Annotated in this window: 6 protein-coding genes and 1 pseudogene; 5 read left to right on the forward strand and 2 right to left on the reverse strand. The window is 60.4% G+C overall.

The window, feature by feature from the left end; all coding sequences use genetic code 11:
• Positions 1-151: 151 nt before the first annotated feature.
• Both C6Y56_RS02225 and putA read right to left on the reverse strand, forming a co-directional pair.
• Entirely contained in the window at positions 152-1,954 is a 1,803-nt protein-coding gene (locus tag C6Y56_RS02225) for an acyl-CoA dehydrogenase (RefSeq protein ID WP_169428544.1), read from the reverse strand.
• 143 nt (positions 1,955-2,097) lie between these two features.
• Positions 2,098-6,051: a trifunctional transcriptional regulator/proline dehydrogenase/L-glutamate gamma-semialdehyde dehydrogenase gene (gene putA, locus C6Y56_RS02230; RefSeq protein WP_169428545.1), complete on the reverse strand. Its 3,954-nt coding sequence runs from the start codon at positions 6,049-6,051 to the stop codon at positions 2,098-2,100.
• A gap of 458 nt (positions 6,052-6,509) precedes the next feature.
• Between putA and putP the strand changes: the two genes are divergently transcribed.
• From putP to C6Y56_RS02255, 5 genes and pseudogenes are all read left to right on the forward strand, one after another.
• On the forward strand, positions 6,510-7,994 hold the full coding sequence (putP, locus tag C6Y56_RS02235; RefSeq protein WP_169428546.1) for a sodium/proline symporter PutP: 1,485 nt from the start codon (positions 6,510-6,512) through the stop codon (positions 7,992-7,994).
• Between the two features lie 228 nt (positions 7,995-8,222).
• Positions 8,223-10,238: a type VI secretion system tip protein VgrG gene (locus C6Y56_RS02240; protein WP_169428547.1), complete on the forward strand. Its 2,016-nt coding sequence runs from the start codon at positions 8,223-8,225 to the stop codon at positions 10,236-10,238.
• Positions 10,228-10,935 (forward strand): DUF4123 domain-containing protein, encoded by a 708-nt coding sequence (locus tag C6Y56_RS02245; protein ID WP_169428548.1) that lies wholly within the window; start codon positions 10,228-10,230, stop codon positions 10,933-10,935. Before C6Y56_RS02240 ends, C6Y56_RS02245 begins: the two co-directional genes overlap by 11 nt.
• Before the next feature lie 318 nt (positions 10,936-11,253).
• Complete coding sequence (locus tag C6Y56_RS02250; protein ID WP_102716942.1) at positions 11,254-11,571, forward strand: hypothetical protein; 318 nt, start codon at positions 11,254-11,256, stop codon at positions 11,569-11,571.
• Between the two features lie 274 nt (positions 11,572-11,845).
• A pseudogene (locus tag C6Y56_RS02255) lies at positions 11,846-12,986 on the forward strand (IS481 family transposase).
• Positions 12,987-13,101 lie beyond the last annotated feature (115 nt).

Consider the following 13,101-nt stretch of genomic DNA (forward strand, 5'->3'; position numbering starts at 1 on the left):
ATATTGAAGAGGTTCACCGACTTGAAATATCGGTTTTGAATCCATAATCGACTCGGTCGTTCAGGTCGATGTACCTCGCAAAACTATGCGGTCGGCTCCCTCTCCCTCCGGGCGGTCCGACGTTTCGGGAGGGCTGGGGTGAGGGCCGGCTTTAGAGCCACGCATCCTGCATCGCCAGACACGTATCATCCCGCGCCTCCAGCAACGTCAGCTCATGCTGGCAACCCGGCACTTCCCAGGTCAGGAAATACCGCGCCGCCTGCAACTTGCCCTTATAGAAGTCGACATCCGCCGCATTCCCCTTGGCCAAGCCTTCCTGGGCCCGAATTGCCTGCTCCAGCCAGCGCCAGCCAATCACCGCATGCCCGAACACTTTCAGGTACAGCGCCGAATTCGCCAGACTGCTGTTGACCTTGCCCTGTGCCAGATCGGTCAGCAGACCGATGGTCACGCTCTGCAGGCGTGCCACCAGTTTCTCCAGCGGCTCACGCAATGCGGTCAACGATGCGTACGCCACCGCGCGTTCGCTCGTGTCGGCGATCAGGCGAATCAGCTGCTTGAGCCCAGCGCCACCGTTCTGCGCCAGTTTGCGTCCCAGCAAGTCCAGCGACTGAATGCCGTGAGTGCCTTCGTGGATCGGGTTCAGGCGATTGTCGCGGTAGTACTGCTCCACCGGGTACTCGCGGGTGTAACCGTGGCCGCCGAGAATCTGGATCGCCAGTTCGTTGGCCTTCAGGCAGAACTCCGACGGCCAGGATTTGACGATCGGGGTCAGCAAGTCCAGCAGTTCGTGGGCCTGTTTGCGCTCCGCTTCGGACTCAAGCGTGGTGGTGTCATCGAACAGTCGCGCCGCATACAGACCGAGATCGAACGCCCCTTCAACGTAGGACTTCTGCGTCAGCAGCATGCGTCTGACATCCGCGTGCTGGATGATCGCCACCGGTGCCGTCGTCGGGTCCTTGCTGTCCGGCACCCGGCCCTGTGGACGCTCGCGAGCGTACTCCAGCGAGTACAGGTAACCGGCGTAACCGAGCATCACCGCGCCCATGCCGACGCCAATCCGCGCCTCATTCATCATCTGGAACATGTAGCTCAAACCGTGGTGCGGCTTGCCCACCAGATAGCCGATGCACTCGCCGTTATCGCCGAAGTTCAGCGCTGTGGACGTCGTCCCGCGCCAGCCCATCTTGTGGAACAGCCCGGCCAGCAGCACGTCGTTGCGCTTGCCGAGACTGCCGTCATCGTTGACCAGGAACTTGGGCACGATGAACAGCGAAATGCCCTTCACCCCGGCCGGCGCATCGGGCAGTTTGGCCAGCACCATGTGCACGATGTTTTCCGAGAGCGGGTGATCGCCGCCGGAAATGAAGATCTTGTTGCCCTTGAGGCGATAAGTGCCGTCGGACGCTGGTTCTGCGCGTGTACGAATATCCGACAGCGACGAACCGGCATGAGGTTCGGTCAGGGCCATGGTGCCGAAGAAGCGGCCGTCGATCATCGGTTGCAGGAAGCGCTGTTTCTGCTCTTCGGTGCCGAAGCTTTCGATCAGATTGGCCGCACCCATGGTCAGGAACGGATACGACGTCGAAGCCGCGTTCGCCGACTGGAAGTGGGCGAAGCAGGCCTGGGACAACAGCGTAGGAAGTTGCATGCCGCCGGCGTCGAAACTGCGTGCAGCGTTGAGGAATCCGGCTTCGAGGAAGGCATCCACCGCCGGTTTCACCTCGGGAATCAGAATTGCCTGACCGTTCTCGTAGCGCGGCTCGTTCTCGTCGCCCTTGCGGTTGTGCGGCGCGAAGTACTTCTCGGCGATGTTGCGCGCCGTGCCGATGGCGGCATCGAAGGTTTCGCGGTTGTGCTCGGCAAACCGCTCGCGCCGGGTCAGGCCCTCGGCATCGAGGACTTCGTACAGCTCGAAAGCCAGATTGCGGGAACTGAGCAACGTCTCGGACATGGCGGCCTACCTTTTTTTGGAATGGGCCGAGTCTAGGCGTGCGAATAAAGGCTGAACAGGAAGATTGATAACGGTGATGGAGAGGCCAAAAAAATGGGCGCTGGTGAGGGCGCCCATTTTCAGGTGGCTGGCAGAGTCGCTGATTAACCGATGGTCATCAGGCTGGCGTTACCACCCGCCGCTGCGGTGTTGACGCTCAACGCGCGCTCGATCACCAGGCGCTCCAGCGCAATGTTGGTTTCGCCCTGGGACAGGCCCTGAACCCCGACAATGGCGCCGGCACGCTTGGCGATCTGCTGGCAGACCGCACGCAACTGGTCGGAATGGCCGTGATGCAGAACCGCATCGAACACCACGTCGTCCTTGTTCCAGTCGGAAACCAGTTTGATCCGCGCCTGAATTTCCTTCGGCAGGCGTGCGAACAATGCCTTGCTGGTGTCGGATTCCGGCCAGACTGCCGAACCGCCTACCGCCAGTACTGCAGCGAGTTGGGGCAGCAGATCACCTTCGATGTCCGCCAGGCACAGCACGTGCTCGCGCGGCAGGATCGCGTAGCTGTTCTTCTCGCCGGTCGGGCCGGCCAGTACGCGGGTGATACCGCTTTGCGACTGCGCTGCGTACTGCACGCACAGGGTGCTCAGGTCGGCGAACTTGTTGCTGTCGGCCCATGCTTTCAGGGCGGTCAGCGGTTTGCTCATGGCGTCGCGCAGACGAACGTCCGGTGCTGCGGCAGCATCACCGCGAGCGAAGGATTGTTCGATGGCATCGGCAGGACGCGTCGACAGCAGACGGTACAGGTACAGCGGGCCACCGGCCTTCGGACCGGTACCCGACAGGCCTTCGCCACCAAACGGCTGGACGCCGACCACCGCGCCGACGATGTTGCGGTTGACGTAGACGTTACCGGCGTTGACGTTGTCGATCACCTTGGCGATGGTCTCGTCGATGCGGGTGTGCACACCGAGGGTCAGGCCATAACCGGAGGCGTTGATCTGGGCGATCAACTGGTCGATCTCTTTACGCTTGTAGCGCACCACGTGCAGCACCGGGCCGAAGATCTCGCGTTGCAGTTCGTCGAAGCTTTCCAGTTCGATCAGGGTCGGCATGACGAAGGTGCCGCGTTTGATTTCCTCGGCATCGGCAATGGCCACCTGGTACACGCTGCGACCTTTGTCGCGCATGCCCTGGATGTGCTTCTCGATACCGGCCTTGGCTTCGGCGTCGATCACCGGGCCAATGTCTACGGACAGACGCTCCGGGTTGCCGAGGCGGCTTTCAGCCATCGCGCCTTTGAGCATTTCGATGACGCGATCAGCGGAGTCTTCCTGCAAGCATAGGACGCGCAAGGCCGAGCAACGCTGACCGGCGCTGTCGAAGGCCGACGACACCACGTCAATCACTACTTGTTCGGTCAGGGCCGAAGAGTCGACGATCATCGCGTTCTGGCCACCGGTTTCGGCGATCAGCGGAATCGGACGGCCCTGGTTGTCGAGGCGACCAGCAATGTTGCGTTGCAACAGGCGGGCTACTTCGGTGGAACCGGTGAACATCACGCCTTTGACGCGCTCGTCACCCACCAGGCCGGCGCCGACGGTTTCACCGCGACCCGGCAGTAGTTGCAGCACGCCTTCCGGAATCCCGGCTTCGAGCAACAGACGCACGGCTTGTGCGGCGACCAGCGGAGTCTGTTCGGCCGGTTTGGCCAGTACCGGGTTACCGGCGGCCAGTGCGGCGGCGACTTGACCGCTGAAGATGGCCAGCGGGAAGTTCCACGGGCTGATGCACACCACCGGACCCAGTGGGCGGTGGGCGTCGTTGCTGAAATCGTTGCGCGCCTGCACCGCGTAGTAACGCAGGAAGTCGACGGCTTCGCGGACTTCGGCGATGGCGTTGGCGAAGGTCTTGCCGGCTTCGCGAGCCAGCAGGCCCATCAGCGGCTGGATCTCGCCTTCCATCAGGTCAGCGGCGCGTTCCAGAATCGCCGCACGTTCGGCGGGTGGGGTGGCCTGCCAGATCGGTGCGGCGTTCAGGGCGCATTGAATGGCGTTGTCGACGTCTTCGACCGTGGCTTCCTGCACATGGCCGACCACGTCACGCAGATCGGACGGGTTCAGCACCGGTGCCGGCGCTTCGTTGCTGGAGGCGCAACCGAGCATCGGCGCGGCTTTCCAGTTGTTGTGCGCGGTGGCCAGCAGGGCGCAGGACAGCGACGCCAGACGATGTTCGTTGGCCATGTCGATGCCGGCAGAGTTGGCGCGCTCGGAGCCATACAGGTCACGCGGCAGCGGGATGCGCGGGTGCGGCAGGCCGAAGCCACCTTCCACGGTTGCCATCTGCTCGATCTGTGCCACCGGATCGGCCACCAGCTCCTGAATCGAAATCGACTGGTCGGCGATACGGTTGACGAACGAGGTGTTGGCGCCGTTTTCCAGCAGACGACGTACGAGATACGCCAGCAGGGTCTCGTGGGTGCCGACCGGAGCGTACACGCGGCACGGACGGTTCAGCTTGCCTTCGGAAACCTTGCCTACAACCTGCTCGTACAAGGGTTCGCCCATGCCGTGCAGGCACTGGAATTCGTACTGGCCCGGGTAATAGTTCTGACCGGCAATGTGATAAATCGCCGACAGGGTGTGGGCGTTGTGCGTGGCGAACTGCGGGTAGATGACTTCCGGTACCGACAGCAGTTTGCGGGCGCAGGCGATGTAGGAAACGTCGGTGTACACCTTGCGGGTGTAGACCGGATAGCCTTCCAGACCTTCGACCTGGGCGCGCTTGATTTCGCTGTCCCAGTACGCGCCTTTCACCAAGCGGATCATCAGGCGATGACGGCTGCGGCGCGCCAGGTCGATCACGTAGTCGATCACGTACGGGCAACGCTTCTGGTAGGCCTGGATCACGAAACCGATACCGTTCCAGCCAGTCAGTTGCGGCTCGAAGCACAGGCGCTCGAGCAGATCCAGCGACAGCTCCAGGCGGTCGGCTTCTTCGGCGTCGATGTTCAGGCCGATGTCGTATTGCTTGGCCAGCAGGGTCAGCGACAGCAGGCGCGGGTACAGCTCGTCCATCACGCGCTCGTACTGGGCGCGGCTGTAACGCGGGTGCAGGGCTGACAGCTTGATCGAGATGCCCGGGCCTTCATAAATCCCACGGCCATGGGACGCTTTACCGATCGAGTGAATGGCTTGTTCGTACGAGGCCAGGTACTTCTGGGCGTCGTGTTCGGTCAGCGCCGCTTCACCGAGCATGTCGTAGGAATAGCGGAAGCCCTTGGCTTCGAACTTGCTCGCATTGGCCAAGGCCTCGGCGATGGTTTCGCCGGTCACGAACTGCTCGCCCATCAGGCGCATGGCCATGTCGACGCCCTTGCGGATCATCGGTTCGCCGCTCTTGCCGATGATGCGGCTCAGGGACGAAGTCAGGCCGGCTTCGTTGTGGGTCGACACCAGTTTGCCGGTCAGCAGCAGGCCCCAGGTCGCGGCGTTGACGAACAGCGACGGGCTGTTGCCCAGGTGTGGCTGCCAGTTGCCGGTGCTGATCTTGTCGCGGATCAGCGCATCGCGAGTGCCTTTGTCCGGGATACGCAGCAGCGCTTCGGCCAGGCACATCAGCGCCACGCCTTCCTGGGACGACAGGGAAAATTCCTGCAATAGACCCTGAACAATGCCTGCACGACCGCCGGCACTCTTCTGGTTACGCAGTTTTTCCGCGATGGTCGCGGCGAGTTTGTTGGTGGCTTCGGCCATCGGTGCCGGCAGGCGAGCCTGCTCGATCAGCATCGGCACCACTTCCGGCTCAGGGCGACGGTAAGCGGCAGTGATCGAAGCGCGCAGCACCGATTGCGGCAGGATGCTTTCGGCGAATTCGAGGAAGCATTGGTGAGCGTGATCGGTGTGGACTTCGCCCGCGTCGTCGGCGTCCTTGGCGGTCAAACCGTTCAGCTCGGTCAGGGTTGCACCACCCTCGAGTTTTTCCAGGTAATTGAAAATTGCCTGCTTGATCAGCCAGTGCGGTGTGCGATCAATCGAGGTTGCGGCGGCCTTCAGGCGCTCGCGGGTCGGGTCGTCAAGTTTGACCCCAAGGGTGGTGGTAGCCATATTTTTATCCTCATAGGTGCCGCAGTTGCGCGACAACAGCTGGCGGCAAGATTAGCTGCGAGCCGAAAGAGGTGCAACCGGGTGCAACCCTTTTTTTGTCGGAATATTCGGCAGCTTGTCAGGAATAAATTTCAGCTTTTCGATGGCCGCTCTAGATCGGTGCTTTCAAGGCAGATGAACGGGTGTTAATGCACCGGAGTCGCGCAAAATCGGCAGTTTTCGGTGGAAAATCCGACGCAGGTGCAACTAATTCCCAAGAAACTGGTTGCACCTCTTTTGCTTTGTTGCATAGGATTCGCGCCCAAGGTGCAACCGGGAAAACCGGTTTACCGGCCAATGGCTTTCCTGGGGAAACATTGGTCATAAATGCGCGGCCGTGCGAATCGTCTGTCAGACGTCAGTCTGTAAACGGTGCAACTGCCGCCGCTACATAAAAACAAAGCCAGGGCACGTACGTAATGAGCGCAAGCAATCCAACCCTGATCACGTTCGTGATCTACATCGCAGCAATGGTGCTGATCGGCTTCATGGCCTATCGCTCCACCAACAACCTTTCCGACTATATTCTGGGCGGCCGCAGCCTGGGCAGCGTGGTGACCGCATTGTCCGCCGGCGCTTCCGACATGAGCGGCTGGCTGCTGATGGGCCTGCCGGGCGCCATCTACATGTCCGGTCTGTCCGAAAGCTGGATCGCCATCGGCCTGATCGTCGGTGCTTACCTGAACTGGCTGTTCGTCGCCGGCCGTCTGCGTGTTCAAACCGAGCACAACGGCGATGCGCTGACCCTGCCGGACTACTTCTCCAGCCGTTTCGAAGACAAAAGCGGTCTGCTGCGTATCATTTCGGCAGTCGTGATTCTGGTGTTCTTCACCATCTACTGCGCTTCCGGCATCGTGGCCGGCGCCCGTCTGTTCGAAAGCACCTTCGGCATGTCCTACGAGACCGCGCTGTGGGCCGGTGCTGCGGCGACGATTGCCTACACCTTCGTCGGCGGTTTCCTCGCGGTGAGCTGGACCGATACTGTACAAGCCACCCTGATGATCTTCGCCCTGCTGCTGACGCCGATCATCGTGCTGCTGGCCACCGGCGGTGTGGACACCACGTTCCTGGCCATCGAAGCACAGGACCCAAGCAACTTCGACATGCTCAAGGGCACCACCTTCATCGGCATCATTTCGCTGATGGGCTGGGGACTGGGCTACTTCGGCCAGCCGCACATCCTGGCGCGCTTCATGGCCGCTGATTCGGTGAAGTCGATCGCCAACGCCCGTCGCATCTCCATGACCTGGATGATCCTGTGCCTGGGTGGCACCGTGGCCGTGGGCTTCTTCGGTATCGCCTACTTCTCGGCGCACCCGGAAGTCGCGGGTCCAGTGACCGAGAACCACGAGCGTGTGTTCATCGAACTGGCGAAAATCCTGTTCAACCCGTGGATTGCAGGCGTGCTGTTGTCGGCGATTCTCGCGGCGGTTATGAGCACCCTGAGCTGCCAGTTGCTGGTGTGCTCGAGCGCCCTGACCGAAGACTTCTACAAGGCTTTCCTGCGCAAGAGCGCTTCTCAGGTTGAGCTGGTGTGGGTCGGTCGTGCCATGGTGCTGTTGGTTGCGCTGGTCGCCATTGCTCTGGCCGCCAACCCGGACAACCGTGTACTGGGTCTGGTGTCCTACGCTTGGGCCGGTTTCGGTGCAGCCTTCGGTCCTGTGGTGCTGATCTCGGTGATCTGGAAGAAAATGACCCGTGACGGCGCACTGGCCGGCATCCTGGTCGGCGCGATCACCGTGATCGTGTGGAAGCATTTCGAGCTGCTGGGTCTGTACGAAATCATCCCGGGCTTCATCTTCGCCAGCCTGGCGATCTACTTCGTCAGCCTGATGGGCCAGCCGAGCGCCGGCATGGTTCAGCGCTTTGAAGCGGCCGAGAAGGATTTCCATCTGAACAAGTGATGGGAATGAGCTGAGGCTCACAAGAAAACGGCCCGTTTCCTACCCGGAAGCGGGCCTTTTTTGTGCCTGCGATTTTTTTTTGAAAGGAAAGTCTGTAGTCGAATGCTTTGATTCTTGAAGGGGAGATCGAAGTTTCAAGTAGGGGAAATCTGATTTTTCAGTCACCCGTCCTGCACCCCTTGCCCCTCATGCAGAATCGCCCGCCCTCATTCTGCAGAGAGACATCGGATGTTCGCGCCTGCCAATCAACCGCGTTTCACGTTGACCGTCGAAGGCGCCCAGTTTGATCTCAAAGTCCTTGAGTTCACGGGCAAGGAAGCCATCAGCCAACCCTTTCGCTTCGACCTGGAACTGGTCAGCGAGCGGCCGGATCTGGATCTGGAGAGCCTGCTGCACTGTCAGGCGTTTCTGAGTTTTGATGAAGAGGGTTCCGGTATTCACGGTCAGATCTATCGGGTCGGGCAGGGGGATTCCGGCAAGCGTCTGACTCGCTATCACGTCAGTCTTGTTCCGCGCCTGGCTTATCTTGGCCACCGGATCAATCAGCGCATCTTCCAGCATCAAAGCGTGCCGCAGATCGTGACGCGGATCCTCAAGGATCACGCGATCCTGCGCGATGCCTTCGAATTTCGCCTCGGCAGCGATTACCCGCCGCGTGAGTATTGCGTGCAGTACGCCGAGAGCGATCTGGCGTTTATCCAGCGTCTGTGTGCCGAAGTCGGCATTCATTTCCATTTTCAGCACAGTCCGGACGGGCATCTGTTGGTGTTCGGCGACGATCAAACGGTGTTCCCGCGTCTGGCCGAGCCGACGCTGTACCTGCCGGGCAGCGGCATGGCTGCGGCGGCACCGGCGATCAAGCGTTTCACCGTACGCGTTGAAACCCGCACCAGCGTGGTCACCCGACGAGATTACGACTTCACCAAACCCCGGCTGGCGCTGCAAGGTCGCGCCGAAAGCGAACAGCGTCCGGTGCTGGAGGATTACCACTTTCCCGGCCAGTTCACCGAGCGCGAAACCGGCAAGCAACTGGCCCGACGCACGCTTGAGCGCCATGTCGCCGACTACCGTCAGGCCGAGGGGCGCAGCGATCAATCTGCCTTGGTCAGTGGACATTTCCTGCAACTGACCAAGCATCCGCGCCAGGATTTGAATGACCTCTGGCTGCTGACCTCGCTCGAACACCATGGCCGACAGCCGCAAGTGCTGGAGGAATCGGTGACCAGCGAAGGTGATGAATTCCAGGGTTACCGTAATACCTTTCTCGCCACGCCGTGGGACGTGTTCTTTCGCCCGCCGATGGGCCCGGAAAAACCACGGATGCTCGGCTATCAACCGGCCGTGGTCACCGGCCCGAAAGACAGTGAAATCCATTGCGACGAGTACGGCCGGGTCAAGGTGCAACTGGCCTGGGATCGCGACGGTGAACTCAACGAGCATTCCAGTTGCTGGCTGCGGGTTGCCAGCGGTTGGGCTCATGACCGTTATGGCAGCGTGCTGATTCCCCGGGTCGGCATGGAAGTGCTGGTGGGGTTCATCGATTCGGATGCCGACAAACCGCTGGTCATGGGTTGCCTGCCGAACGCCGCCACGCCGGTGCCGCTTGATCTGCCGGCCGACAAGACCCGCAGTATTTTCCGCAGCCAGAGCAGTCCCGGCGGTGGGGGCTACAACGAATTGCGCATCGAGGATCGCCAGGGGGCCGAGGAAATCTACCTGCGGGCCCAGCGAAACTGGACGCAGCATGTGCTGAATGATCAGCAGGTGCAGGTGGATAACCAGCGCAGCGTCGTTGTCACGGGCCTTGCCAGGCATGAACTGAAGGCCGATGAGCAGCACATCACCCACGGCCAGCGCCAGACTGAAGTGAAGCAGGACGACCACCTCACGGTGACCGGCGACCGGCACATTCGCGTGAGCAATCAGGCGATCAACGCCAGTGCTCAATTTCACGTCAGCGCCGGCCAGCAGGTGGTGATCGACGGCGGGGCGAGCGCAACGATTCAGGCGGGCGGGCAGTGGATCAACATCGGCCCCGGCGGGATCTTCAGCAGCGTGCCGATTGTGGTGGGTGGTGCGCCGATGGCGGCGATGAGCGCAGCGCCGACAGTGCCGGGGTTGCCGGAAACACTGGTGGCGGCACCGGCTGCGATTCTGACTGCCGCGCAAATCATGAGCCTTAAAGGAGACGCGCCGTTCTGCGAAGAATGCGAGCGCTGCAAGGACGGTGTCTGTGCAGCCTGATCAATGGTTGAAGGATGAGCCGCTGAAACCGTCGGAGCAGTTGTTTGCGATTTTCAGCAGCGCCAGTGCGGTAGAACCGCTGAAAGCCTGGCCTTCGAATGCACAGATGCCGAAGCCGATCTGGGCGGAAACGATCTACGCCGAGTGGGATGCGGTGATGCCCTACGTGGGAATCGTCGACGCTGACAGTCAGTTTCTGGATTGGGTGGCGACCACGGAGTCTCGCGACTGGGGTTGGCTGGCGGTTTCTTCGGCGGGGCTTGAGGCGGTGGTCGAGCACTTTCGCAGTTTGACTCAGGTGCTGATGCCGGACGGAAAAGCGGTGTTCTTCCGGTTCTGGGATGGGCGGTTTTTGTTGCCGATCCTTGAGTCGTCCGAGGTGGATGCCGGGCAATTGCTGCCGGTTCTCACGCGAGGCTTGATCAACGGTCAGGCCGTCGAGATCGGGGGTAGGGCGCAGGTCTCGGGTCGAGAGTTTCCCTGGTGGTCGGTGCCGGAAAAACAGCTGGCGCAATTCGGCGGTGATGCCCGGATCAACAACACCTTGCAGTGGTTGAGCGAGGAGCAGCCGGCGTTGTTCGAGGCGTTTCCCGCCGACGTTTTGCGTTGCAAGGTTGTCAGGTTTTTTGCGGTTTCGGCGTCGGACGAGTCGTCGGCTTCGGCTTTGCTGGACTACTTGCGGGACGAGTCAGAGTGAAATTTCCGGGCAAATGCTTCGGACGTTTCCTGCGAGTTGCGGCGGTTTGCGTGAACTGGTGGGCGCGGTGGTGCGGGGATAGTCTTTGGTTGTCACCGCAAAATCGGTGACAGGGCGTGGAAGCCCTTTTATCGTTAGGCGCGTCAAGCTGCACCAGTCAGACGTTTTTGTCGTTTGAGTTTTTGGTGGCTGTGCGCGGGGCGCTTTCGAGTGCGCCGGGTGCCTAACGTCCCGGTCTTCCACACCTGCGTACAGCCGCCACCTAATGCGTGGAAGTGAGAGTTGGCGGCTCCACCCAATACGTTAGGAGTCATTCCAGTGCCAACATTGAAACCCGATCCACCCTACGAGCCCTTCATCCCCCACCCCGACAACCGCCTCATGGCGCTGACCAGCAACTGCAACGACATGCCCACCCTGTTCATCGACACCCACGCCCCGCTCGACATCCTGATGGACGCCGCCAACTACCGTATCCGCGCCGTGATCCAGGTCCTGGAAAACATGTGCATGCGCGGCTCAGTCGAGTGCGACTCCGTCATCCTCAGCGACTTCGCCCAGCTCTGCGTGATTCCGTTGCGTGATGGCTGTGATGTCTTGGATGTGATTGGCCGCAGGTTGCGTGACCGGCCTTAGATCCCATCCCCTCACCCTAGCCCTCTCCCCGAGGGAGAGGGGACCGACCGAGGTGAATGGGTGACGTACGCCGACCTGCAACTTCGGTGGTGAACTTGGCTTGGCCAAGCCTTAGGTCGCGGTGATTTTTCAGGTCGATGCAAACCGAAAGATCACCTCGGTCAGTCCCCTCTCCCTCCGGGAGTGTATGTACCGGAGACATGGTGGACAGGTGTTCGGAGACATGGTGGACACTTTTAAATAGACACATTGCTCATCGCGAAGGAGATGGCCTGTGTCTTGGGAAGAGGTGTCTACCGTGCAGCTACGTACAGAATTCGTGCTTTTGGCTCGGCAAGAAGGGGCCAATGTTCGGCAGCTTTGCCGTCGATTCAACATCAGCCCAAGCACTGCCTACAAATGGCTCAGCAGGTTTGAAAAATCAGGGCCGAGGGGCTGAACAATCAGTCACGACGACCGAAGACGTCCCCAAACGTTGTGCTGACGAGGTGGAGAAGCAGATTCTGACCGTGAGTCAGGAGTACGCGGCTTGGGGCGCTCGCAAGCTCAAACGCGTGCTGGAAGACAAAGGTTTAGCGATGCCTTCCGTCAGTACTGTGCATGCAGTTTTACAGCGTCATTCGCGCGTTGATCCAAAGGCTGCTGAGATCAAACCGTTTATCCGGTTCGAGCATGAAGCGCCCAACGATCTCTGGCAGATGGACTTCAAGGGCCATTTCAGCCTGAGTCAGGGGCGTTGCCATCCATTGACGATACTGGACGATCACTCGCGGTTTTCGATGTGTATCGCCGCGTGCGCCAATGAGCAGCGCGACACCGTCCAGGAGCATCTAATCCGGGTCTTTCGGCGTTACGGCTTGCCTTTGCGCATAACGATGGACAACGGTTCGCCCTGGGGTGACCAGACTGGGGTTTATACCGCGCTGGAAGTCTGGCTGATGGGTCAGGGCATCAAGGTAGGTCACTCCCGGCCTTATCATCCGCAGACCCAGGGAAAACTGGAGCGTTTCCACCGCAGCCTGAAGAGTGAAGTGCTGCAAGGTCGGCACTTCACGGACCTCAACAGCGCACAACAGGCATTTGATATCTGGCGTGATGTCTACAACCAGAAACGTCCTCATCAAGCGCTGGATATGCAGGTGCCGGCGACTCGCTACAGCAGCAGCCCTCGGGAGTATCAGGAGCAGCAAATGGCGCCGGAATACGCCGACGGAGATGTGGTCAGAAAGGTCCAGGTGAAGGGCGAGATTTACTGGAGGAACCGTGAATACTCAATCGGAAAAGCATTTCACGGGCTGTCGATAGCGATCAGGGAAACAGCGGAGGATGGCATCCACGATGTCTACTGGAGTAGACATCGTATCGCCCGAATCGACTTGAACTTGCAGATTGTTACGGCAGGTAAGAGGATCTAAAAACCGTCCACCATGTCTCCGAACATGTGTTCACCATGTCTCCGGTACATACAGGGAGAGGGCTAGGGTGAGGGGGCTCTCACGGATGTACCCGACAGCTAGACTGCCCACTCAC

Source organism: Pseudomonas fluorescens (assembly GCF_012974785.1).
GTDB lineage: Bacteria > Pseudomonadota > Gammaproteobacteria > Pseudomonadales > Pseudomonadaceae > Aquipseudomonas > Aquipseudomonas fluorescens_BT.